The sequence below is a fragment of the Micromonospora sp. NPDC051924 genome (assembly GCF_055586005.1).
Map to the genome: position 1 here is coordinate 126,625 of NZ_JBVJJA010000001.1, position 23,076 is coordinate 149,700.

The 23,076-nt window shown below is 74.5% G+C and carries 25 protein-coding genes and 1 riboswitch; of the genes, 19 read left to right on the forward strand and 6 right to left on the reverse strand.

Going from position 1 to position 23,076, the window contains the following annotated elements; genetic code table 11:
* Positions 1–107 precede the first annotated feature (107 nt).
* On the reverse strand, positions 108–881 hold the full coding sequence (locus tag ACZ6S5_RS00620; protein WP_465996273.1) for a prepilin peptidase: 774 nt from the start codon (positions 879–881) through the stop codon (positions 108–110).
* A gap of 695 nt (positions 882–1,576) precedes the next feature.
* On the opposite strand from ACZ6S5_RS00620, the gene ACZ6S5_RS00625 reads away from it, so the two are divergent.
* From ACZ6S5_RS00625 to ACZ6S5_RS00680, 12 genes are read left to right on the forward strand one after another with little or no spacing between them, the layout of a single operon-like run.
* Positions 1,577–2,038: a hypothetical protein gene (locus ACZ6S5_RS00625; RefSeq protein ID WP_465996518.1), complete on the forward strand. Its 462-nt coding sequence runs from the start codon at positions 1,577–1,579 to the stop codon at positions 2,036–2,038.
* Positions 2,032–2,970, forward strand: coding sequence for a hypothetical protein (locus tag ACZ6S5_RS00630; protein WP_465996275.1), 939 nt, complete (start codon positions 2,032–2,034; stop codon positions 2,968–2,970). The genes ACZ6S5_RS00625 and ACZ6S5_RS00630 overlap by 7 nt, the downstream gene beginning before the upstream one ends.
* Positions 2,967–3,626: a CpaB family protein gene (locus ACZ6S5_RS00635; protein ID WP_465996277.1), complete on the forward strand. Its 660-nt coding sequence runs from the start codon at positions 2,967–2,969 to the stop codon at positions 3,624–3,626. Before ACZ6S5_RS00630 ends, ACZ6S5_RS00635 begins: the two co-directional genes overlap by 4 nt.
* Positions 3,626–4,459: a P-loop NTPase family protein gene (locus ACZ6S5_RS00640; RefSeq protein WP_465996279.1), complete on the forward strand. Its 834-nt coding sequence runs from the start codon at positions 3,626–3,628 to the stop codon at positions 4,457–4,459. The genes ACZ6S5_RS00635 and ACZ6S5_RS00640 overlap by 1 nt, the downstream gene beginning before the upstream one ends.
* A complete protein-coding gene (locus ACZ6S5_RS00645; RefSeq protein WP_465996281.1) occupies positions 4,449–5,972 on the forward strand; it encodes a CpaF family protein in 1,524 nt (507 codons plus the stop codon). Before ACZ6S5_RS00640 ends, ACZ6S5_RS00645 begins: the two co-directional genes overlap by 11 nt.
* Positions 5,973–5,975: 3 nt before the next feature.
* Entirely contained in the window at positions 5,976–6,875 is a 900-nt protein-coding gene (locus tag ACZ6S5_RS00650; protein ID WP_465996283.1) for a type II secretion system F family protein, read from the forward strand.
* Positions 6,876–6,880: 5 nt separating this feature from the next.
* Positions 6,881–7,744, forward strand: coding sequence for a type II secretion system F family protein (locus tag ACZ6S5_RS00655; RefSeq protein WP_465996519.1), 864 nt, complete (start codon positions 6,881–6,883; stop codon positions 7,742–7,744).
* Positions 7,745–7,769: 25 nt separating this feature from the next.
* The gene (locus ACZ6S5_RS00660) at positions 7,770–7,964 is read left to right on the forward strand and encodes a hypothetical protein (protein ID WP_465996284.1); all 195 of its coding nucleotides are present in this window, start codon (positions 7,770–7,772) and stop codon (positions 7,962–7,964) included.
* A gap of 9 nt (positions 7,965–7,973) precedes the next feature.
* The gene (locus ACZ6S5_RS00665) at positions 7,974–8,465 is read left to right on the forward strand and encodes a TadE/TadG family type IV pilus assembly protein (RefSeq protein WP_465996286.1); all 492 of its coding nucleotides are present in this window, start codon (positions 7,974–7,976) and stop codon (positions 8,463–8,465) included.
* A complete protein-coding gene (locus tag ACZ6S5_RS00670) occupies positions 8,462–8,929 on the forward strand; it encodes a TadE/TadG family type IV pilus assembly protein (protein ID WP_465996288.1) in 468 nt (155 codons plus the stop codon). Before ACZ6S5_RS00665 ends, ACZ6S5_RS00670 begins: the two co-directional genes overlap by 4 nt.
* On the forward strand, positions 8,926–9,357 hold the full coding sequence (locus ACZ6S5_RS00675) for a hypothetical protein (protein WP_465996290.1): 432 nt from the start codon (positions 8,926–8,928) through the stop codon (positions 9,355–9,357). The genes ACZ6S5_RS00670 and ACZ6S5_RS00675 overlap by 4 nt, the downstream gene beginning before the upstream one ends.
* Positions 9,358–9,373: 16 nt before the next feature.
* Positions 9,374–10,405 (forward strand): LysM peptidoglycan-binding domain-containing protein, encoded by a 1,032-nt coding sequence (locus ACZ6S5_RS00680; protein WP_465996292.1) that lies wholly within the window; start codon positions 9,374–9,376, stop codon positions 10,403–10,405.
* A 12-nt stretch (positions 10,406–10,417) separates the two neighbouring features.
* Here ACZ6S5_RS00680 and ACZ6S5_RS00685 read toward each other — a convergent pair whose 3' ends face one another.
* Positions 10,418–11,269, reverse strand: a complete 852-nt coding sequence (locus tag ACZ6S5_RS00685) for a Rieske (2Fe-2S) protein (protein ID WP_465996294.1) — start codon at positions 11,267–11,269, stop codon at positions 10,418–10,420.
* Between the two features lie 205 nt (positions 11,270–11,474).
* Positions 11,475–11,617: riboswitch (cobalamin riboswitch) on the forward strand.
* 155 nt (positions 11,618–11,772) lie between these two features.
* Here ACZ6S5_RS00685 and ACZ6S5_RS00690 point away from each other — a divergent pair.
* Both ACZ6S5_RS00690 and ACZ6S5_RS00695 read left to right on the forward strand, forming a co-directional pair.
* Entirely contained in the window at positions 11,773–14,112 is a 2,340-nt protein-coding gene (locus ACZ6S5_RS00690) for a ribonucleoside-diphosphate reductase subunit alpha (protein ID WP_465996296.1), read from the forward strand.
* A gap of 2 nt (positions 14,113–14,114) precedes the next feature.
* Positions 14,115–15,110: a ribonucleotide-diphosphate reductase subunit beta gene (locus ACZ6S5_RS00695; protein WP_465996521.1), complete on the forward strand. Its 996-nt coding sequence runs from the start codon at positions 14,115–14,117 to the stop codon at positions 15,108–15,110.
* Positions 15,111–15,178: 68 nt separating this feature from the next.
* Here ACZ6S5_RS00695 and ACZ6S5_RS00700 read toward each other — a convergent pair whose 3' ends face one another.
* Positions 15,179–15,397 (reverse strand): flavin reductase, encoded by a 219-nt coding sequence (locus ACZ6S5_RS00700; RefSeq protein WP_465996298.1) that lies wholly within the window; start codon positions 15,395–15,397, stop codon positions 15,179–15,181.
* Between the two features lie 426 nt (positions 15,398–15,823).
* Between ACZ6S5_RS00700 and ACZ6S5_RS00705 the strand changes: the two genes are divergently transcribed.
* From ACZ6S5_RS00705 to ACZ6S5_RS00720, 4 genes are all read left to right on the forward strand, one after another.
* Positions 15,824–16,591, forward strand: coding sequence for a helix-turn-helix domain-containing protein (locus tag ACZ6S5_RS00705; RefSeq protein ID WP_465996300.1), 768 nt, complete (start codon positions 15,824–15,826; stop codon positions 16,589–16,591).
* A complete protein-coding gene (locus ACZ6S5_RS00710) occupies positions 16,582–16,773 on the forward strand; it encodes a DUF397 domain-containing protein (protein ID WP_465996302.1) in 192 nt (63 codons plus the stop codon). Before ACZ6S5_RS00705 ends, ACZ6S5_RS00710 begins: the two co-directional genes overlap by 10 nt.
* Before the next feature lie 31 nt (positions 16,774–16,804).
* A complete protein-coding gene (locus ACZ6S5_RS00715) occupies positions 16,805–17,131 on the forward strand; it encodes a hypothetical protein (protein ID WP_465996304.1) in 327 nt (108 codons plus the stop codon).
* Between the two features lie 202 nt (positions 17,132–17,333).
* The gene (locus tag ACZ6S5_RS00720) at positions 17,334–18,098 is read left to right on the forward strand and encodes a crotonase/enoyl-CoA hydratase family protein (protein ID WP_465996306.1); all 765 of its coding nucleotides are present in this window, start codon (positions 17,334–17,336) and stop codon (positions 18,096–18,098) included.
* A 2-nt stretch (positions 18,099–18,100) separates the two neighbouring features.
* Here ACZ6S5_RS00720 and ACZ6S5_RS00725 read toward each other — a convergent pair whose 3' ends face one another.
* Positions 18,101–19,585, reverse strand: a complete 1,485-nt coding sequence (locus ACZ6S5_RS00725) for a dihydrolipoyl dehydrogenase family protein (protein ID WP_465996308.1) — start codon at positions 19,583–19,585, stop codon at positions 18,101–18,103.
* A gap of 91 nt (positions 19,586–19,676) precedes the next feature.
* Here ACZ6S5_RS00725 and ACZ6S5_RS00730 point away from each other — a divergent pair, with 91 nt between their 5' ends.
* The gene (locus ACZ6S5_RS00730) at positions 19,677–20,777 is read left to right on the forward strand and encodes a serine hydrolase domain-containing protein (RefSeq protein WP_465996309.1); all 1,101 of its coding nucleotides are present in this window, start codon (positions 19,677–19,679) and stop codon (positions 20,775–20,777) included.
* A gap of 7 nt (positions 20,778–20,784) precedes the next feature.
* Here ACZ6S5_RS00730 and ACZ6S5_RS00735 read toward each other — a convergent pair whose 3' ends face one another.
* Both ACZ6S5_RS00735 and ACZ6S5_RS00740 read right to left on the reverse strand, forming a co-directional pair.
* Entirely contained in the window at positions 20,785–22,107 is a 1,323-nt protein-coding gene (locus tag ACZ6S5_RS00735) for a cryptochrome/photolyase family protein (RefSeq protein WP_465996310.1), read from the reverse strand.
* Positions 22,104–23,033, reverse strand: coding sequence for a phytoene/squalene synthase family protein (locus ACZ6S5_RS00740; protein ID WP_465996311.1), 930 nt, complete (start codon positions 23,031–23,033; stop codon positions 22,104–22,106). The genes ACZ6S5_RS00735 and ACZ6S5_RS00740 overlap by 4 nt, the downstream gene beginning before the upstream one ends.
* Positions 23,034–23,076 lie beyond the last annotated feature (43 nt).

Below are 23,076 nucleotides of genomic sequence, written 5' to 3' on the forward strand. Positions count from 1 at the left end.
ACGTGGCCAGCAGGCGGAAGTTCATCCCGAGTGACCTGGGTCACAGCCGCTGATCCGGTGTCACGTCGAGGGCTCCACCGCCGCCGGCGCCATGAAGGTGCCACCGACTACGAGAACCGATCGGTGGCGAGGAGGAGGGCGAGGGCGGCGGCGGCGATCAGGAACGGGCCGAAGGGGAGGTGGCTGGACCAGCGGACCCGGCGGGCCGCCAGCAGGGCCAGTCCGACCAGCGCGGCGAGCGCGAAGCTGAGCACCAGCCCGGTGACCAGCACCGGCCAGCCGTACCAGCCGAGCAGCGCCCCGACGCCGAGCGCCAGCTTGGCGTCCCCGAGCCCGAACCCGCGCCGACCGAGCAGCAGCGTGGTCGCCGCGAACCCCGCAGCGAGGGCCAGCGCGGCTGCGGTGGCGCGCAGCCAGGGCGCGGGGCCCGCCCCGGTCAGCGCCGCCACCCCGAGCAGCGCCCAGGTGCCGGCCGCCGCCGGCCAGGTGAGGCGGTCCGGCAGCCGGTGCGCCGCCGCGTCGATCAGGGCCGACGGCACCGCGAAGGCGAGCCACCAGGCCACCGCCGCCCGTACCGCGCCCGGCCCGTCGGCCAGCATCAGCACCGCCACGGCGGCGACCAGGGCGAACTCCACCACGCCGGGCGGCGCGCCCACCCGGGCTCGGCAGGTCGGGCAGCGGGCCGCGGGGCCGAGCGCCGGCAGTGGCCGGTCCAGGCCGATCGGCGCACCGCAGCGGTCGCACCCGGTCCGGTCCGCCGACCTCGGGGGTACGGCGTAGCGGGCGACCGCCAGCCGGACCGGGGGCACGAGCGCGAGGGCGGCCAGCAGACGCACCAGGGGACGGTGGGTGGCGCCGCCGCGGACCCGTTCGGCGGTCACCTCGACCTGCCCGGACGGTCGCGCACAGTTCCACTCTGGAGCACGGAGAGTGATTTCGGCCCGCGCGGCGCGTGGCGCATGACGCGGAAAACGGCGTCCCGGCCGGCGCAGCCCAGCGGCTGGCGAGCCGTGCGGGATTCCCGCCGGGCGGCCCGGACGCCCAAGGGACGGATCGGACCGGAGGCATCGATCCCGCACATTCCTCCGCCGGTCGGCGCCGCCCCGGAACGCCGGATCCCCGGACAGGCTGCGACCACTCCTGCCGCCGGCCGCATCGGTTTTTTGACAAGGGTCACCGTGCGGGCACCCACCGGCCACCACCACCTGTCATCACTGAGCGTGTTCACGTGAATTGCCTCTGTTGCATCGGCGGACGTCAGCCTATGCTCGCCCCTTGGGTACGACGCAACCCCGATCAATTGGCGTCGGAGGCCGACCGGACACAGCAGGTTTCGAATTAGTTAAAAATCCGTACAGGTAAATGCGGCGGTAGCCAGACGGGGCCCGGCAGGACACTTCCGGGCGCGCTTCCGCCTGCCCGGAGTACGCCCGCGCGGCCGCTCCGGGTCGCCATCGAGGAGGGCGCGGCGTTGCGAACACGGCATTCCCGCCGGTGGACGGTCTGCCTGCTCAGCCTGGCCCTGCTGGGCGTGACCGCCGGTTGCGGCGCCGAACCGGAAGCCGCGGCCGGTCCACTGACCGGGCGCGACGCGGTGCCGGCCGCGCATTCCGCAGCCGACGAACAGGCGGCCGGAAAAGCCGCTCTCGCCGCCTACTCCGGCTATCTGGAGGCGACCCGGGTGGCGAGCGCGCGAAGCGATCCCGGGCATCCGGCGTTGCCCCGATTCGTGGCGGATCCGCTGCTGACCCGGGTACGGGTGGCAATTCGCGAGGCGAAGGAGCACGGTGCGATGCGGACCGGGAAACTCGTTTCCGACCCCACCGTCCTGTCGGTAGACCTGTCCGCCCGGCCGGCCACCGTGGAGATCCAGGACTGCCTGGACGCCACCGGCTACCGCCTGATCTACGCCAAGGACCGCCGGGTCGTCCCGGGCACCCGCGGCGGGCGCTACCTGGCGACCGCCACCGCGACCCGCTACCCCGACGGCCGGTGGCTGATCAACTCCGGCGCGGCACACCAGGACCAGCCGTGCTGACCTGGGGAGGAAGGGGTGTCCCGGCCCGCCCGACCCGGGCCGGGACGCCCCGCCGGCTGCTGCTCGCCGCCGGCTTGGCGCTGCTGCTGGCCCTGGCCGGATCGCCCGTCCACGCCGCCGGTCCCGGCGGGGACTGCCCACCCGGGCAGAACGACTGCAACGTCTGGGACGACGAGCCCGGCACCCCCGGGGGTCCGGGGGGCGGGGACACCGGCGGCGGGAGTTCCGGTGGCGGCGCCGCGAAGTGCCAGTGGAACGGCCGGGTCATCCCCTGCTACGACGACCTGCTGGGCTGGTTCGACAACGGCGACGGCTGCTACTACAAGCTCGCCGAGCCGCAACCGGAGGCCCCTGACGGCAAGCAGTGGTACGTCCGTACCTGCAACGGCGGCGATCTGGGCGACCAGTCGGTGGTCCTGCTCGACGCCCCGCCGCCCGGGTACGGCGCGCCGCCCGACCCGGAGGAACTGGCCCGCCGGGCGCTCGCCTCGATCTCGCTGCTGCCACCCCGCATCGCGGTCGCGCCCCGGCGGAGCAAGGGACCGGGCCTGGTCGGGCTGCCGGTCTGGATGTGGGCCAGCTCCGGGCCCGCGTACTTCGGTCCGCTGACCGCGTCCGCCTCGGACCGCGGGCTGACCGTCGGGATCACCGCCCGGGTGGACCGGATCGTCTGGACCATGGGCGACGGCCGGAAGGTCACCTGCACCGGGCCGGGCACCCTGTACGACGCCGGTGGGCCCCGGGCCGGACAGACCTCCCCCGACTGCGGCTACGACCGGGGCTACGCCCGGGCCGGCACGTACCGGGTCAGCGCCACCACGTACTGGACCGTGCACTGGTCCGGCGGGGGCGAGAGCGGCGACATCGCGCAGAGCCGGGTCAGCGGCACGGTCCCGGTACAGATCAACGAGCTTCAGGTGGTGACGCGATGAGTGTGGCGACCCGGAACGGGATCCCGTTGGACGCGCCGGTGGCGCCGCCCCGGGTGGTCCGGCAGCGGCGGGTCCGGCCCGGCCTGCTCGGCCTGGCGGTGCTGCTCATCGCCCTCGGCGGGCTGGGCGCGGCGTTCGCGGTGACCTCGGTCCGGTCGACCGGCAGCTACCTGGCGGTGGCCCGGCCGGTCGACGTGGGCGAGCAGCTCACCACCGACGACCTGGTCACCGTACGGGTCTCCGGCGGGCGGGAGCTGCGCCCGGTGCCGGCCGGCCGGCTGACGGAGGTGCTGAAGCTGCGCGCCGCCGTCCGGCTGACCCCGGGCACGCTGCTGACCCGGGGGCAGCTCACCGACGCCCCGCTGCTCGGGCCCGGGCAGCAGCAGATCGCGCTCGGCCTCAAGCCGGCCCGGGTGCCGGCCCGCAGGCTCCACCCGGGCGACAAGGTGCTGCTGGTCAGCACCCCCGACCGGCAGGCCGACGGCACCGCCGCCACCAGCGGCGGCACCCGGTTCGAGGGCACCGTCATCGACAGCGCCGCGCCGGAGAACGAGGACGTGGTGGTCTACGTGGCGCTGGCCGTCCGCGACGTGCCGGCCGTGGTGGCGCTGGCCGCGGACGACCGGATCGCGCTCGTGCTCACCGAGGCGGCCTGATGGCGATCATCGCCCTGGTCTCGGCGAAGGGGTCCCCCGGCGTCACCACCTCCGCCCTGGCCGCCGCGTTGAGCTGGCACCGGCGGCTGGTGCTGGCCGAGTGCGACCCGGCGGGCGGCTCGATCCTCGCCGGCTACCTCGGCGGGGCGCTGGACGGCCCCCGCGGCATCGGCGAACTGGCCGTCGGGGAGCTGCGCGACGGCAACCTGGAGTCGGCCTTCTGGTCCCAGCTGGTCGACCTGGACGCGCCGAAACGGGAGCGGCTGCTGCTGCCGGGCGTGGTCGAACCCGCCCAGGCCGGCAGCGTCAACCCGCTCTGGCAGCGGTTCGCCGACTTCTTCACCGGGCTGGAGCGGGGTGTCCCCCCGTACGACGTGCTGGTCGACTGCGGCCGGTTGCAGGTGGGCGGTCCACCGTGGCCGGTGCTGCGGGCCGCCGCGATCGTGCTGCTGGTCACCCGCGCGCACCTGCCCGACCTGTCGGCCACCCGGTCGACGATCCGGGCGGTCGAGCGGGACTTCATCGAGCACCGGGTGCCCTCGGGCACGCTGCGCCTGCTGGTGGTGGGTGACGGGCACGGCAGCAGCGAGATCAGCAAGGCGCTGCGGCTGCCGGTGATCGCCCGGCTGCCGCTCGATCCGCGTACCGCGGAGGTGCTCAGCCTCGGCGGCACCGTCCGCTCCGGACGGCCGCTGATGCGCGCGGCCGGTGCGCTGGAGGTGCCGGTCCGGGCGCTGCTGGACCGGCGACGGGCCCGGCTGGCCTGGCGCGGGGCCGCGCAGCCGCGGGCGGTGACCGCGCCGGCCACGCCGGGGGTGCCCGGTGCGGTTTGAGCCGGTCTCCCACGACCCGCGCGGGCAGCAGCCGGGCGCCACCTCCACCGTGCCGCCGCTGGCCCCGCCCGACGGCCGGCACCATCCGGCCGCCCCGCTGCGCGCGGCACCGCCGGCACCGCCGCCCCGGCCCCGGGTCGACTTCGCGGTGGTCCGTGAGCTGCGCCGGGAGCTGAGTGAGCGGCTCACCCTCTGGCAGCGCGGCCGGGAGTTCGACGCGGACGCCGAGGAGGTCGAGCGGGCCCGGCTGGCCCTCACGGTGGTCTCCGCGTACGCCGACTCGGTGCGCCGGTCCGGCACGCCGATGGCCGCCGAAGCGGAACGGCTGCTGCTCGACCAGGTGACCGCCGAGCTGGTCGGCCTGGGCCGGCTCCAGACGCTGCTGGTCGACGACACCATCGAGGAGGTGCACATCCTCGGCTGCGACCAGGTGCGCATCACCCGGCACGGCGGCGGCGTGGACTGGGCCGAGCCGATCGCCGACAGCGACGACGAACTGGTGGAGATCCTCCAGGCGGCGGCCCGGCGGGCGGGGGCCACCGAGCGGTCGCTCTCCACCTCGAAGCCGACGCTGGACCTGCAACTGCCCGACGGCAGCCGGCTGGCGGCGGTGTTCCTGGTCAGCCACCGCCCGTACGCGGTGATCCGCAAGCACAACACCCTCGCGGTGAGCCTGGAGGACATCGCCGGCGGGCGGCCCGACCTGGACGAGATGATCGATCCGCTGCTGCGCGACTTCCTCCGCGCGTCGCTGCGGGCCGGGCTGAACATCATGGTCGCCGGGCTGGCCGGCGCCGGGAAGACCACGGTCATCCGGGCGCTGATGGACGAGATCCCGGCGGACGAGCCGTACGTGCTGCTGGAGGAGAGCCGGGAGCTGCTGCCGGCCCGGCGGGGGCACAAGCACCGGGCGGTGATGAGCTTCGAGGCCCGCGAGGGGCACGGCGAACGGGGCCTGGACGGGCGGCCGGCCGGTGAGGTGAGCATCGCCGACCTGATCCCGGTCTCGCTGCGGATGGGCGTGCTGCGGATCATCGTCGGCGAGGTCCGGTCCCGGGAGATCGTGCCGATGCTCCAGGCGATGACCACCAGCCGCGGCTCGATGTGCACGATCCACGCCCGTACCCCGGCGGGGGTGAGCGAGCGGATCATCGAGCTGGCCCTCTCCCACGGTCGGGAGATGACGGTCGACCAGGCCCGCCGGATGGCGGGCAACGCGCTCGACCTGATCGTCTACGTCACCGTCGAGGACGAGACCGCGATCGGCGGCCGCAAGCACCGCTTCGTCTCGCACGTCGAGGAGGTCATCGGCGTCGGCGAGGGCAACCGGATCACCACCACCACGGTCTTCGGGCCGGGCCCGGACGGCCGGGCGGTGCCCCGGCACCTGCCGGAGCGGATCCGCGACGAGCTCCTCAGGGTCGGCTACGACGCCCGGCTGCTGACCCGGTTCATCGAGGCCGGCGCCGGCGCCTGGCGCCGCACCCGGCACTCCCGGCTCGGACGGCGGTAGGGCATGGCCGCCATCGAACTCGTCGCCCTGGTCTCCGGGGCGGTCTGCGTGGCCGGCCTGGTGCTCGCCGTGGTGGCGCTGGCCGGCACCCGCCGGCCGCCCGGCCGCGCCCCGGGCGCCGGACCGGGGCTGCGCCGGCTCTGGGCCGGCGCCGGGGCGAGCGCCCGCGATCAGCACCGCCATCAACTCCTGCTCGGCACGGCGGTGGTCGCCGGCGCGCTGGCCTTCCTGCTGACCGGGCTGCCGGTGGTCGGGCTGCTGGTGGCGCTGGCGGTGCCCGGGGTGCCGTGGCTCTTCGCGGTCGGCCGGGCCGAGCAGCGGGCCATCGCCCGGATCGAGGCGGTCGGCGAGTGGACCCGCCGGCTGAAGGACATCTGCGGCACCGGCCAGGGCCTCCAGCAGGCCGTCATCGGCACCATCGCGACCGCGCCGGAGGAGATCCAGGAGGAGGTACGCACCCTGGCCGCCCGGTTGCAGGCCGGCTGGCTGGCGAGGTCCGCCCTGCTCGCGTTCGCCGACGAGATCGGCGACCCGGTCTGCGACCAGGTGGTGGCGGCGCTGATCCTGCACCTGACCGACCGGGGCGAGCGGCTGGGCGACGTGCTCGGCTCGATCGCCTCCGCCGCGTCGGCCGAGGTGGCCACCCGGCGGGAGGTCGAGGCGAAGCGGACCCAGCCCCGGTTCGCGGTCCGCTTCCTCACCGGGATGACCCTGGCCGCCCTCGCGTACGGGCTGGTCAACCGGGAGTACGTGCGGCCGTACGGGACGCCGTTCGGGCAGTTGGTGATGGCCGTGCTCGGGGCCGCGTTCGTGGGGCTGCTGATCTGGGTGCGCTCGATGAGCCAGCCGCCCCGGCCGGCACGCTTCCTGCCCGCCCCCGACCCGGAGGAGGCGATCGCGTGAACCTGATCGTCAACTGGCAGCTCGCCGTCGCCGTGCTCGGCGGGTCGGCCGTGGGCCTGGGCCTCTTCCTGGTGGTCCGCGAGGCGCTGCCGGCCACCCCGGCGCTCGGTCCGGCGCTGCGCCGGCTGCACCAGCCGCCCGGCCAGGTGACCGGGGCCGGCAGCGGCGGGCCGGACTGGCTGGTCGGCCTGTCCCGCTGGCTGCGCCCGCCGCACCGGCAGCTCGCCCTGCTCGACCGCACCCCCGAGCAGTACGCGCTGTCGGTGCTGCTCTCCGCGCTGATCGGGTTCGCCACCCCGGCCGTGCTGTCTGCCGTGCTCTTCGTCGGCGGGGTGTCGCTGCCGCTGGTCGTGCCGGTGCTGGGGAGCCTGGGGCTGGCGTTCCTCGCCGGGCTGGTCGCGCACCGGGACGTACTGGCCAGGGCGGAGGCCGCGCGGGACGAGTTCCGCCAGGCGGTCTGCACCTACCTGGACCTGGTGGCGTTGCAGCTCTCCGCGGCGCACGGCCCGGTGCAGTCGCTGGAACGCGCGGCGACGGTCTGCGACGGCTGGGTCTTCGACCGGATCCGGGAGGCGCTGCGGATCGCCCAGCTCCAGATGCACTCGCCCTGGGACGAGCTGCAGGTGCTGGCCGACCGGATCGGCATCCCGGAGCTGGGTGACGTGGGCGCGATCATGCGCTCCTCGGGCAGCGAGGGCGCCCAGGTGCACGAGACCCTGCGCAGCCGCGCCGACTCGCTGCGCGACCAGATCCGTACCGACAACCTGGCGCGGGCCGAGGGGATCACCAGCCGGCTGGACATCCCCGGCTCGCTGCTGGTCTTCGTCCTGCTCGGCTTCGCCGTCTATCCGTTCCTCGCCCGCCTGTGAACCCACCCCGAGAAGGAGCACCGACATGCACCTGATCACCTACCTGCACGCCGCGCTGACCGCGCGGCTGGCCGAGCTGCGCCACGACGCGGAGCGCGGGGACAGCCCGGTGCCCACCGCCGTGATCATCTTCGGCCTGGTCGCCGCGGCGATCGCGGTCACCGGCCTGGTCATGGCCCGGGCGAACAACTGGATGAACGCCGTCCCGACGGCTCCCTGACGCCCGACGATGCGACGAGCACTGTGGCGCGGCGACGGCACGGCGGCGGCTGCGGTCCGGCCCCGCCGGCCGGCCCGCGGCCCGCGCCGGACGGTCGCGGCCGTCCGGCGCAGGCTCGCCGAGGGCGGTACGGACCGGGGGGCGAATCCGGTGGAGCTGGCCGTGGTGATGCCGGCGATCCTGGTGCTGCTCTTCGGTTCGATCCAGCTCGCGGCGGTCTTCGTGGCCCGGTCCACGGCGCTGCACGCGGCGGAGAGCGGGGTCGACGCGCAACGCGTCCTGGCGGCGCCGGCGGGAGCCGGCGAGGCCCGGGCCCGACGCTTCCTCCGGGCGACCGGCGACTGGCTGGTCGGCTGGGACGAGCGCGGGCCCCGCTGCGTCACCACCGCCACCGAGGTGACCTGCACGGTCACCGGCAGGTCCCTGTCGGTGGTGCCCGGGGTCAGCTTCCCGGTCCGGCAGACCGCGCACGGCACGGTCGAACGCTGGACGACGGGGTGAGGCCGGTGCGCGAGCGGGGATCCGTGTCGATCGAGGTGGCGGTGCTGGCCCCCGCCTTCATCGGGCTGATGGTGCTGGCCGGCGTGGTGGGGCGTACCGCGGTCGCCGACGAGGCGGTGGAGTCCGCCGCGCACGACGCCGCCCGGGCCGCCTCGATCTCCCGGGACGCGGCCACCGGCCGGGCCGCCGCGACGGACGCCGCCCGACGGCGGCTCGACTGGCGGGGACTGAGCTGCGCCGGGGCGCCGGCGCTCGCGCTCAGCGGCACGGTCCGGGGCGCGGAGACCAGCTTCGCGGCGGCGTACCGGAGCGCCCCGGGCGTGCCGGCGACGGTGACGGTCCGGGTGACCTGCCGGGTCTCCTTCGCCGACCTCCGCGCGCCCGGGCTGCCGGGGGTGCCGGGTTCGCACACCGTGTCGGCGACCTTCACCTCGCCGCTGGACAGCTACCGGAGCCGGGGATGACCGGGTGGACGGGCCGGGAGAGCGGCCGGGTCAGCCTCTTCCTCGCCGCCGCGCTGGCCGGCGTCCTCGTGATCATCGGGATGGCGTACGACACCGCCGGCCAGTTGCGGTCGGTCCAGCGCGCCGACGACCTCGCCGCCGAGGCGGCCCGCAGCGGCGGTCAGGTCATCGACCGCGCGCGGGCCATCGAGGGCGGTCCGAAGGAGATCGACGAGGCGGGCGCTCGGGTCGCCGTCGCGGACTACCTGCGCGCGGCCGGCGGGGTGCGCGGCCACACCGTCAGCTTCCCGGTGGTCGACGGGGAGAAGCAGATCCAGGTACGCGTCCGCATCACCTACCCCCGGGAACTGCTCGGCCTGTTCGGCTTCCGGAACACCGTCACCGTCTCCGGTGAGGCCACCGCGCGGGCCCTCACCGGGGCCCCGTAAGGAAGGGAAGGCGGCCATGGCCGTACCGCAACGCTCCGCCGTACGCCGCACCGGCCAGGTCCTCACCGGGCTGGGCGCCCTCGTCGTGCTCTGCGCCGTGCTGGCCGGCGGGCCGGTCGCGCTCCTCGCCTTCGCCGGCAATCCCCTCCCCGACCACCTGCCCACCCTCGCCGAGGTGGGTACGGCGTTGACCAGCCGGGACGACGGGCAGCTCTTCCTGCGGGCGCTGGCGGTGCTGGGCTGGTTCGGCTGGGCGACGTTCGCGTTCTCCGTGCTGGTGGAGCTGCTGGCGGCGGCGCTGCGCCGGCCGGCGCCCCGGCTGCCCGGGATGCGCCGGCAGCAGCGGGCGGCGGCCGCGCTGGTCGGCTCGGTGGCGCTGATCCTGGTGGCGAGCCCGGCCGCGGCGAGCGCCGCCACCCTGGCCGCGCCGCAGCCGGCGGTCGCCGCCCCGGCGGCCGTCGCCCCGGCGGCGCAGGCCCGGGCCGCGTCGTTGACCACCGAGCCGGCGGTGTACCGGGTGGCGAAGGGCGACTACCTGGGCGAGGTGGCCGAGCGCTACCTGGACGACTTCGACCGCTACCGGGACGTGGCCCGGCTGAACCGGCTCGCCGACCCGGACCGCATCCGCCCCGGCCAGCTGCTGAAACTGCCCGAGAGTGCGATCGACGACGGCGCCCGGCGGCATGCCACCGGCCGACTGGTGGTGCGCCCGGCGTCCCCGTCGAAGCCGGCCCCGGCACCCGGGGGCGGATCGGGCGCGACCGCGCACGGGAGCGTGGCCGGAACGATCGGTCAGACACCGAAGGCCAAGCCTTCGCCGTCCCGGGCCGGGATTCCGAGGTCGACGGAGCCGGCCGGCGCGCCCCCGGCGATGGCGGCGGGCGCCTCCCGGGCCACCCTCGACGACGAGGGGATCAACCAACCGCTGGCGATCTCGGCGGTGCTGGCGGTGGCGAGCATCGTCGGCGCGCAGATCGGCGCGATGCTCGGCCTGCGCCGCCGCCCGGCCGCCCGCGCGCTGGTCACCGGCCGCCACCGCAAGGACTGACCGGGCGAAGGCTCAGGGGAGGCGGGCCTCCAGGCGGCCGTTGACGATGCGGGTGGGCAGGATGACCTGGTCGTTGCCGGACGGGCCGTGCACCACCTCGCCACCGTTGAGCCGGAACGCGCTGCCGTGCCACGGGCAGACCACGCAGGCGTGGCCGTCGATCTCCTGCACCTCGCCCTCGCCGAGCGGTCCACTCTGGTGCGGGCAGCGCTCCAGCATCACCGTCACGTCGTCGCCGTGCCGGTAGAGGATCACCGAGACATCGTCGATCTCGCGGGTGACCAACTGCCGCTGCGGCAGGCTGGTCAGGTCGCCCACCGGGTGCCACCCCTCACTGATCAGGTGCAGCTCGGAAATGCTCTGGCTGACCTGGGCGCCCTGCTTGTACGCGAGGTGCCCGCCCAGGTACGCCCCGCCGCTCGCGGCCGACAGCCCGAGGTACGCCAGCGCCCGACCAATGCCGTGCCGGCCGTTCAGCCGGGCCACGAGGGAGCCCGCGTACAGGCTCAGACCCACGACGTTCGCGGCGGCGTGCACCAGGCCGACCCGGCGCTGGTCGCGGGCGAGCCCGGCCCAGTCGTTGAGCCCGGCCACGGCCGCCGGCAGGGCGCTGGCCGTACCGGCCCCGATCAGGGCGGTGGCCGCCCTACGCTGGCCGGGCAGCAGGTCGACGATCGCCGCCGAGATCCACGCGCCCACCGGCACCTGCACCATCGCCGGGTGCAGCGGGTGCCCCAGCCAGACGCCGTGCAGCAGGTCCCGGATCCGCTGCGACCGCAGGGTGCCCTGGACGGCGCGCTGCAACCGGTCCCCCGCCCGGTCCAGCGCCGTGGCCTGTTCGAGTTTCGTCAGAAGTTCGCGCACCTTCTCCGACTTCCCGGCAGGAGCGACCGCAAACCGGGTGACGGGTACAGCGCGCGCCGGTCACCCGATCGAGGGCCACAACGCGACACGCCCACATCATCTGGTGTTCTGGCTTTTCCGTCACCACTACATCTAGGATCACTCGTACTGCTGGTTCGACCTCATGGTCGGCCAGGCGCGGTGCCCGCCAGGCGCCGCGCCGAACAGGGAACCCGGTGCGAATCCGGGACTGCCCCGCAGCGGTGAGCGGGAACGACCGCCGTCATCAGCACTGGGCCCGACGGGGCCTGGGAAGCGACGGCCAGTAGGCAAGCGCGGAGACGCGCCGGCCCGCGAGTCCGAAGACCTGCCAGCAGGGCGTGCCGTCCGGCGCGCGTACCACCTCGAGGCCTCGCGGGAGGGCCGCCGAGCCGTACGGAGCACCGCCGGCACACCGACCGGCGGCGGTCCGGCGTGCCGTCGCGCCCTCCCGGGCGGTCCACATCGACCACTCAGGGGAGCACATGACGGCGGCATCCACCCTCGCCCCGCCCGCGGCGGAAGCACTGCGGGACCTGTTGCACCGGCACCACCACGACCTGCCCGACACCGACCCGGACCGGATCCTGGCCCTGGTCGAGTCGGGGCGTACCGCCCGGGCCGACCAGGCCGAACTGACCGAGCTGGCGATCGCGGCGGCGGCCGGCCTGACCGCCGAGGAACCGGCGTACGCGAAGCTCGCCGCGCGGCTGCTCGCCGGGCGGATCGCCGACGAGACGGCCGCACAGGGCATCGACAGCTTCAGCGACAGCGTCGCCACCGCGTACGCGGAAGGGCTGCTCGACCCCGGGTTCGCCGGCTTCGTCGCGGCGCACGCCGACGCCCTCGACGGCCTCGTCGACCACGCCCACGACGACGCGTTCGAGTACTTCGGCCTGCGCACGCTGTACGACCGTTACCTGCTGCGCCACCCCGGCGGCCGGGCGGTGCTGGAACGGCCGCAGCACTTCTGGCTGCGGGTGGCCGCCGGCCTGTCGGACACCGTCGAGGAGGCCGGCGAGCTGTACCGGGCGATGGCCCGGCTGGCCTACCTGCCCAGCTCGCCGACGCTGTTCAACGCCGGCGCCCGGCACCAGCAGCTCTCCTCCTGCTTCCTGGTCGACTCGCCCCGGGACGAGCTGGAGTCGATCTACGAGCGCTACACGCAGGTGGCGAAGCTGTCCAAGTTCGCCGGGGGGATCGGCATCTCGTGGTCCCGGGTGCGCTCGCGGGGGTCGCTGATCCGGGGCACCAACGGCCGGTCCAACGGCATCGTGCCCTGGCTGCGCACGCTGGACGCCAGCGTGGCGGCGGTCAACCAGGGGGGCCGGCGCAAGGGTGCCGCCTGCGTCTACCTGGACACCTGGCACGCCGACATCGAGGAGTTCCTGGAGCTGCGGGACAACACCGGCGACGACGCCCGGCGTACGCACAACCTCAACCTGGCCAACTGGGTGCCGGACGAGTTCATGCGCCGGGTCGAGGCGGACGCCGACTGGTCGCTCTTCGACCCCAAGGAGGTGCCGGAGCTGCTCGACCTCTGGGGCGACGAGTTCGACGCCGCGTACCGGGCGGCGGAGGCGGCCGGCCGGGCCGTGCGGACCCTGCCGGCGCGCACCCTGTACGCGCGGATGATGCGGACCCTGGCGCAGACCGGCAACGGCTGGATGACCTTCCGGGACGCGGCGAACCGGACCTGCAACCAGATCGGCAACGGCGGCGGGGTGGTGCACCACTCCAACCTGTGCACCGAGATCCTCGAGGTGACCAGCGACGACGAGACCGCCGTGTGCACCCTCGGCTCGATCAACCTGGCCGCCCACCTGCTGCCCGGCAGCCGGTCCGGTGCCGGCGTGGACTTCGCGGCGCTGGCGCGGACGGTACGCCTCGCGGTCGGCGCGCTGGACCGGGCGATCGACCGGAACTGGTTCCCGACCGAGCAGGCGGCCACCGCACACCGGCGGTGGCGACCCCTCGGCCTCGGCGTGCTGGGCCTGGCCGACGTGTTCGCCGCGCTGCGGCTGCCCTTCGACTCCCCGGCGGCGCTGGCGCTGTCCACTCGGATCGCCGAGGAGATCGCCCTGGCCGCGTACGATGCCTCGGCCGACCTGGCGGCGACCCACGGGGCGCACCCGGCGTACCCGCTGACCCGGGCGGCCGGCGGGGTGCTGCACCCGGACCACTGGCCGGACGCCCGGCCCGCCCGGCCGGACGCCTGGGTGGCGCTCCGCGAGAAGATCGCCCGGCACGGGCTGCGCAACTCGCTGCTGGTGGCGATCGCCCCGACCGCGACGATCGCCTCGATCGCCGGCTGCGCCGAGTGCGTGGAGCCGCTGGTCTCCAACGTCTTCAAGCGGGAGACCCTGTCCGGGGAGTTCCTCCAGGTCAACCGGTACCTGGTCGCCGACCTGAAGCGGCTGGGCCGGTGGACGCCGCAGACCCGGGACGCGATCAAGCGGGCGGACGGCTCGGTGCAGGACCTGGACCTGCCGGCGGAGCTGAAGGCGTTGTACCGCACCGCCTGGGAGCTGCCGCAGAAGGCGCTGATCGACCTGGCCGCCGCGCGGGCGCCCTACGTCGACCAGTCGCAGTCGCTCAACCTGTTCCAGGCCGCCCCGACCATCGGCCGGCTCTCCTCGATGTACGCGTACGCCTGGCGGGCCGGCCTGAAGACCACCTACTACCTGCGCTCCCGCCCCGCCACCCGGATCGCCCAGACCACCGTGGCGGCCGAGAAGGTCCCCCTGGTCACCCTGCCCGTCAGCGACGGCGACGCGGTCGCCTGCTCCCTGGAGAACCCGGAAGTCTGCGAGGCCTGCCAGTGACGATGCTGCTCGACCCCGGCATGGACCTGACCCTGCGACCGATGCGCTACCCCGACTTCTACGAGCGGTTCCGGGCCGCCATCCGCAACACCTGGACCGTGGAGGAGGTGGACCTGGCCTCCGACGTACCCGATCTGGCGAAGCTCTCGGCCGGCGAGCGGCACCTGGTCCACCGGCTGGTGGCGTTCTTCGCCACCGGCGACTCGATCGTGGCGAACAACCTGGTGCTCAACCTCTATCAGCACGTCAACGCGCCGGAGGCGCGGCTGTACCTCTCCCGCCAACTCTACGAGGAGGCGGTGCACGTGCAGTTCTATCTGACCCTGCTGGACACCTACCTGCCGGACCACGCCGAGCGGGCGAAGGCGTTCGCGGCGATCGAGCACATCCCGTCGATCCGCGACAAGGCGGAGTTCTGCTTCCGGTGGATCAACTCGATCGGTGAGCTGCACCGACTGGAGACCCGGGCGGAGCGCCGCGCGTTCCTGCTCAACCTGATCTGCTTCGCCGCCTGCGTCGAGGGGCTCTTCTTCTACGGCGCCTTCGCGTACGTCTACTGGCTGCGCTCGCGCGGCCTGCTCTCCGGCCTGGCCACCGGCACCAACTGGGTGTTCCGCGACGAGTCGATGCACATGGAGTTCGCCTTCACGGTGGTGGACACCGTCCGGGCCGAGGAACCCGGGCTCTTCGACGCCGCCATGGCGGAGCAGGTGCGGCAGATGCTGGACGAGGCGGTCACGGCGGAGTTGGCCTTCGCCCGCGACCTCTGCGGTGACGGCCTGCCGGGCATGAACACGGCCGACATGCGGCGCTACCTGGAGTACGTGGCGGACGCCCGGCTCGCCCGGCTCGGGCTTCCGCCGGCGTACGGGTCGACCAACCCGTTCCCGTTCATGGAGTTGCAGGACGTGCAGGAACTGACCAACTTCTTCGAGCGGCGGGTGTCGGCGTACCAGGTGGCGGTCGGCGGCGAGGTCAGCCTGGACGACGAGTTCTGAGCGACGGGGGTGGTCCGGGTCCGCACTCCGCGGCCCCGGACCACCGGGTACGTGACGTCGAGCCGACGTCACCGGGCCCGCGCCCAGGTCAGGAACCGCTCGGTCAGGTCCTCGGCGAAGGCGGACCCGTTGAGCTGCAACAACTGCGCACCCGCCTCGGCCATCAGGGTGCTCAGGTAGATCAGCAGGGCGGTCCGGTCCGCGCGGTACTCCACCAGCAGCGCGAGTCGCGCCGGTTGGCAGGGCCACGGCGCGCCGCAGCCCCGGCAGAGCCAGAGCGGTCGCATCGGCAGGTGGGGACGGGCCGCCCGGCTCACCTCGGTCCGCCGTTTCCCCGCCACCCGCCGGCCCGCCACCGCTGGGCCGGGGTGAGGTTGCCCGCCCGGCCGGGCCCGTCGGTGGGAAAGACGGCCGTGGGTTGGCTCGCCCACGCGGGGCGCTCGTTCTGCGGAGTCCGCTGCCGGGGTACGCGCGGCGCCACCTCGGCCCGGTGCCGCAAGAGCCGGATACGCATGTCTGTCCCTTCCTCGTCAGGTTGGCAGGAGCCGCCCCGACGTCGTTGGCGGGGCGGCTCCCGATGCGGGCGCTGACCGCCGGGCTCCTCACCTCCACCGGCCGCGCCGTCCTGGACAACACGCTGCCGAAGGTGGCCAGACAAATACACCGCGTAGCGATATGGTCGGTAGATATTTGAGACGTCCGATGGAGGGGCCGTGAACGACGCGCTGCGGGTGGCGCTCAGCGACACCGGGCACACCACCGAATCGCTCGCGGAGCGAGTGGGCGTGGATCCGAAGACGGCGGGTCGTTGGCTCAGCGAGGGCCGGATCCCGCATGCCCGGCATCGGCTGGCGGCGGCCGAGGTGCTCGGCCGGGACGTCTCGGACATCTGGCCGGACACGTCAAGACGTCGTGACCCGGTCTGGTTCCGCCCCTGGCAGGAGATCGAACGCGAGGCGGTCGCTCTGCGGTGGTTTGAATCCCTCGTCCTGCCGGGTCTACTCCAGACCGAGGCCTACGCCCGGGCGGTGCTCACCGGAGCCGGCCTGATTCCACGAGTCGACATCGACCGGCACCTGACCACGCGGCTCAACCGCCAGGGCGTCCTGCGCCGAGACGACCCGCCGCAGTTCACGGCAGTGATCGACGAAGCCGTGCTGCGTAGACCCGTCGGCGGCCGGGCGACGATGCACGAGCAGTTGCAGGCCGTGCTCGCCGCCTGCGCGGAACCGCACATCCGGGTGCACGTCGTCCCGTCCTCGGTCGGCGCCTACGCCGGGCTGAACGGGCCGTTCGTGATCGCGCAGTGCCCGGACCACCGGCTCGCCGGCTACCTCGACAACCAGGTCCAGGGACAAGTGGTTAGCGATGTCGATGACCTCGCGGCGATAATGGCCGCCTGGGAGAACGTGCGTGGCGAGGCGCTCTCCCACTGGCAGTCGGTCGATCTCATCACGGAAGTGGCGGAGACATGGAGCTGACGGGCGCCCGGTGGCGCAAGAGCAGCCGCAGCAGCGGCAACGGCGGTGCCTGCGTCGAGGTCGCCGACAACCTGCCCGGCGTGGTCGCCGTCCGCGACTCCAAGGACCCGACCGGCCCGGCCCTCACCTTCACCCCCACCGCCTGGCGCGCCTTCCTCAGCCACCCGCCGGCCCGCGCCTGAGGCACTTGACCGCCCGTCGAATCATGGCGGGATGGGCGTGTTCGACGACGGCGCGGTGCTGGGCCTACTCCGCCTGGTGGCGGTGGCCCTGAGTTCCTTCGCGATCGTGGTCGGCGTCCGGACCGCCGTGACCCGGCGGTTCCCGCCGGTCTGGCTCCGCTTCGCGCGTCCGGGCCGGAGGGCGCGCAGCCAGCCCGTCCGGACCGGCGGCAGCGTCGCGCTGATCGGCGTGAGTCTCCTGCTTCAGCAGGTGCCGTTCCTGGTCCACCTGCCCTACGCGCTCGCCGTCACGCTGTTCATGCTGGCCCTGGCCCTCCTGATCACCGCCACCAGCTGGCTCCCCGTACGTCGGGGCTGACCCACCGGGTTGCCGTGCCTGATCCATCCAGGTCATCAAGTTCGTAGTCTCTCCGGAGGAGTCACCAGATCAGGACCGGGAGCGACGCCGTGCACGACGACTACGACGACGCAGCGCCCGCCGCTGGGCGGAAGCCGACGGGCTGACCCCGTCGGCGCGGGAAGCCTGGCGCGGCGGGCGCCGTCGAGGGCATGCTGACCCGATGGGGGTACGTGTCGAGCACGCCGGGCCGGTGACCACGGTGATCCTGGACCGGCCGGAGGCCCGCAACGCCGTCGACGGCCCGACCGCGCGGGCCTTGGCGGACGCCTTCCGCGCCTTCGAGGCGGATCCGGACGCGGCGGTCGCCGTGCTCTGGGGCGCCGGCGGCACGTTCTGCGCGGGCGCCGACCTCAAGGCGATCGGTACGCCGCGCGGCAACCGGGTCGAGCCGGAGGGCGACGGCCCGATGGGCCCCACCCGGATGCGGCTGTCCAAGCCGGTCATCGCCGCGATCTCCGGGTACGCCGTGGCCGGCGGCCTGGAGCTGGCGCTCTGGTGCGACCTGCGGGTCGCCGAGTCGGACGCGACGCTGGGCGTGTTCTGCCGGCGCTGGGGCGTACCGCTGATCGACGGCGGGACGGTGCGGCTACCCCGGCTGATCGGCGAGAGCCGGGCGATGGACCTGATCCTCACCGGCCGCCCGGTCCCCGCCGACGAGGCGTACGCCATGGGTCTGGTCAACCGGCTGGTCGCGCCGGGTGAGGCCCGGGCGGCGGCCGAGCGGCTGGCCGCCGAGATCGCCCGGTTCCCGCAGACCTGCCTGCGCAACGACCGGGCCGCGCTGTTGGCCAACGCCGGGCTGCCCGAGCCGGAGGCGATGGCCACCGAACTCGCCTTCGGCATGGAGTCCCTGGTGGTGGACGGCGGGTACGGCGCAGCCCGGTTCGCCGCCGGCGCCGGCCGGCACGGCGCACCCGCCGACTGACGCTACTTCAACGCCTTCAGCGCGTCCTCGATGGCGCGGTGGAAGGTCGGGTACGCGTAGATCATGTGGCGGAGCTGGCTGATCGGCACGGCCGCGTGCACCGCCACCACCAGCGCGGAGAGCACCTCGCCCCCGGCCGGGCCGACCGAGGTGGCGCCCACCAGCACCCCCTGGTCGGCGTCGGCGACCAGCTTGATGAAGCCCGCGTTGCCGGCCTTGTGGATCCAGCCCCGGGCCGACGTGGTCAGGTCGGTGTGGCCGATCTGCACGTTGATGCCGCGGTCGCGGGCCTGCTGCTCGGTGAGGCCGACCGCGCCCACCTCGGGGTCGGTGAAGGTGACCCGGGGCAGGGCCCGGTAGTCGGCGACCGGCACGCTGCCCGGCGCGGCGGTCGACCCACCGGCGCTCATCGCCCCGCCGACCGCGCTGACCACCCCGGCCGCACCGCCCATCACGCTGGCGGTGCCGCTGGCGTCCGGGCCGCCCTTGGTCCGTCGCATGTGGTCCAGCACGTCGGCGACGACGATCCCCGCCTGGTACATGGCGATGTGCGTGAACGCGCCCTCGCCGGTGAGGTCGCCGACCGCCCAGATCCCGTCGGTGACGTGCATCCGCCCGTCCACCGGCAGGTAGCGCTGGCCGGCGTTCACGTCGACGGTGTCCAGGCCCAGCTCGTCCAGGTGCGCCTTGCGCCCGGTCACCACGAGCAGTCGGTCGGCGGTGAACCCGCGGTCGCCCGCGTGCACGGTGAAGCCGGAGCCGTCGTGGCTGACCCGTTCGGCCCTCACCCCGGTCTCGATGGTCACCCCGTCGGCGCGCAGCGCCGTCGCGGCGACCTCGGAGGCCTCCGGCTCCTCGACGGCGAGCACCCGGTCGGCCGCCTCGACCACGGTCACCCGGACGCCGAACCGGGCGAAGACCTGCGCCAGCTCCAGTCCGATCGCCCCGCCGCCGAGCACCAGCAGCGACTCCGGCAGTTCCTCGGCCTCGATGGCCTGGTGGTTGGTCCAGTACGGGGTGTCGGCCAGACCGTCGATCGGCGGGACCGAGGGGCGGGTGCCGGTGCCGAGCACGATCCCGAACCGGGCCTGGAAGACCTGTTCGCCGACGCGTACCCGGTTCGGGCCGTCGAGCCGGCCGCTGCCCCGGACGAACCGGCCGCCCTTGCCGGTGAAACGGTCCACCGCCACCTTGTCGTCCCAGGTGTCGGTGGCCTCCTCGCGGATCCGCTTCGCCACCGGCGCCCAGTCGGGCCGCACCTCGGCCGAGCCGGCCAGCTCGTTGAGCCGGTGCGCCTCGGCCAGCGCGTTGGCCGCCCGGATCATCATCTTGCTGGGAACGCAGCCCCAGTACGGGCATTCGCCGCCGACCAGGTTCCGCTCGATCCCCACGACGGTGAGGCCGGCCTCGGCGAGCCGCCCGGCCACCTCCTCGCCGCCGACCCCGAGCCCGAGCACGACCACGTCCACCAGTTCCGGATCCGCCATCCCGCCAGCATTCCGCACCGGGGCGGCCATCGCGACCAGTCCGCGCCGGAATTCCCGGGCCGGTAACCGGGTGGACCACTACGGTGGCCGGATGCACGCGCGCTTCGCCCCGGTCCGGGACTGCTTCCACGACCTGTTCAGCGCCGGCCGGGAGACCGGCGCGGCGCTGGCCGTCTGGTACGACGGCCAGCCGGTGGTCGACCTGCTCGGCGGCAGCCGCGCCGCCGTCGCGCCCGGCGCGGTCGTGCCGGCGGTGGGCGCCGACGATCCGTGGCGGCCCGACACCCTGGTCAACGTCTACTCGGTGGGCAAGCCGGTGGTCGCGCTCTGCCTGCTCACCCTCGTCGACCGGGGCCGGGTGGACCTCGACACGCCGGCGTCGGCGTACTGGCCGGAGTTCCGGGCGCCGGCCACGGTGCGGCAGGTGCTCAACCACACCGCCGGGCTGCCGGCGTTCCCGGTGCCCCGGGCCGCCGAGGCGGTCGCCGACTGGGCGCTGCTCTGCGCCGACCTGGCCGCCGCCGAGCCCGAGTGGACGCCGGGCTCCGTCGCGGGCGAGCACGCCTGGACGTACGGGCACCTGGTGGGCGAGCTGGTTCGCCGGGTGGACGGGCGGCCGGTGGGGCGGTTCCTGGCCGAGGAGATCGCCGGGCCGTGGCGCCTCGACCTGGCCTTCGGGCTGGCCCCGGCGGACCAGCGGCGCTGCGCCGACCTGTCGTACGCCGATCCGGCCTGGCCTGATCGGATGCTCGGCGAGCCGGGGTCGTTGCGCGCCCGGGCGCTGGACAACCCGCCCGGCGGCCGGGACGTGGCGGTGGTGAACAGCCGGCGGTGGCGCGCCGCCGAGATCCCGGCGGTGAACCTGCACGCCACCGCGTCCGCGCTGGCCCGGCTCTACGCCGGCCTGCTCGCCGGCGGCACCCTGGACGGGGTACGCCTCTTCAGCCCGGAGCTGGTCGCCGAGGCGACCCGGGTCCAGTACGACGGCCCGGACCTGGTGCTGAACCAGCGGAAGTACTGGACGTTGGGGATGGGCTGGGAGCCCGACGGGAGCTGGGGCATGGGCGGCATCGGCGGCAGCAGCGCCTGGGCCGACCCGGAGCGCGGCTACACCTTCGCCTACGCGACGGCACGGCTGGCCGACCACGACCGGGTCGAGGACCTGGTGGAGGCCCTGCACTCCTGCCTGTGAGGAGGGGTCAGCGGAGCCAGACCGGGTCGGTGCCGGGGACCTCCAACGGCGGCGGGTAGTCGAGGGTGCGGCGCAGCTCGGCGGGTAGCCGCCACGGCTGGTGCACCGCCCGCCCCTCGACCGGGGTCAGCTCGGGCACCCAGCGGCGGACGTACGCGCCGTGGGGGTCATAGCGTTCCGCCTGGCGTACCGGGTTGAAGCCGCGGTGCGGGCGGGGATCGTTGCCGGTGCCGGCGACCCACTGCCAGTTGCCGGAGTTGTTCGGCACGTCCCCGTCGAGCAGCCAGCGGTGGAACACCTTCAGCCCGGGACGCCAGTCCAGTCCGAGGTGCTTGGTCAGGTAGCCGGCGGTGATCAGCCGGGCCCGGTTGTGCATCCACCCCTCGGCCCGGAGCTGCCGCATCCCGGCGTCGACGATCGGCATCCCGGTCCGCCCTTCGGTCCACGCGTCGAGGGACTGCGTGTCGTACCGCCAGTCCTCTCGCGCCCCGCGCCGGTAGGCCTTGCTGGCGATGTCCGGGAAGGCGGCGGTGACCTGGTAGTGGAAGTCCCGCCAGCAGAGCTGACGGACGAACGGCCCGGCCGGGTCGTCGGCCCGGTTCGCCACGGCGAGCGGGGAGAGGCAGCCGAAGCGCAGGTACGGGCTGAGCCGGGAGGTCTGGTCACCGGCCAGGTCGTCGTGGATGTCGTCGTACCGGCCGAGGGTGGGCAACCACCGGGTGAGCCGGCGCCGGGCGACGCTCTCCCCGCCGGACGCCGCGTCCGGGGAATCCCCCTTCGGCGGCGCGGGCAGCCGGCCGGGGTCGACCCCCTCGGGCAGCCGCACCCGGCGCGGGGCGGCCAACTCCTCCCGCCGCTGCGCCCCCAGCCAGGCCCGGTGGTACGGGCTGAACACCTTGTAGTGGTCGCCGCCACCGGGCGTCAGCCCGCCCGGCTCGACGACGGTGACGCCGGGGAAGAGCCGCAGGAACATCCGGTGCCGCGCGCACTCCTCACGCAGCCGCCGCTCCCGCTGCCGGGCGTACCGGCTGACGTCGGCGGAGAGGCCGATCCCCTCGGCGTCGACCGCGCGGGCCAGCGTGATGGTCTCGGCCACCGGGTCGCCGCGCCGGACGACCAGGTCCCCGCCCCGCTTCCGGAGCGCCTCGCGCAGCTCGGCCAGGCTCTGGTGGAGGAACCAGATGCGGTTCGCCGACAGCCGGGCCAGCGCCGGGTCGAGCACGTAGAGCGGCACCACCCGGTCGAACGCCGAGCACGCCGACGCCAGCGCCGGGTGGTCGTGCACCCGCAGGTCGCGGGTGAAGAGCACGACCGCCGTACGCTCGCTCATGCCCCCACCAGGGCCGGCCGCAGCGCCGGGCCGGGGACCACCACCGGCGTGCCGGCCGGGGTGAGCAGCGCCCGGGCGGCGACCGCCGTCCGCTTCCGCCCGGGTACGCGGGCGCGGCGCACGAAGACGTCGTAGCCCTGGGCAGCCACCTCGTCGAGGATCCCGCCGTAGAGCGCGTAAGCGGTGCGCATGCACGCCTGCGAGGCGGGCGTGAGCAGCGGGATGCCCGGCGCGGCGGCCCGGTAGTGGGCCTGGGCGCGGGCCACCTCGTACTCGATCAGCTCGCGGATCTTCGGGGTGGTGCGGCCGGCGGCCCGGGCGGCGAGCAGGTCCTCCCGGGTGACGTCGAAGCGGACCAGGTCCTCGTCGGGCAGGTAGGTCCGGCCCCGGTCCAGGTCCTCGGCCACGTCCCGGATGAAGTTGGTGAGCTGGAACGCGAAGCCGAGCTGGCGGGCCGGTTCGCGGGCGGCGGCCGGGTCGGAGCTGCCCAGGATCGGCAGCATCATGGTGCCGATGACGGCCGCCGAGCCCTCCATGTAGTCGAGCAGGTCGTGGTAGGTCGGGTAGGAGGGCACCGTCAGGTCCATCGCCATGCTGCGCAGAAACGACGCAAAGTCGCCGCGGTCCAGGTCGAAGACCGCGATGGTGTGCAGCACCGCGGGGAGCAGCGGATCGTCGACCGGCTCGCCACGCAGGCCGGCGACGAACCGGGCCGACCACTCCTCCAGTCGGGCGGCGCGCGCGGCGGGCGGCAGGTCCTCGGTGCGGTCGACGATCTCGTCGGCGTGGCGCGTGAAGCCGTACAGGGCGTGCACATGCCGCCGTTTCCAGGCCGGGAGCAGTCGGGTGGCGAGATAGTAGGTACGGCCGTGCCGCCGGTGCAGCTCGCGGCAACGGTCATAGGCAGCGGTGAGATCCGTGTCCACCGGCCCTCCTCGGATTCGACGCACCAATCGACGCAACTCGTAA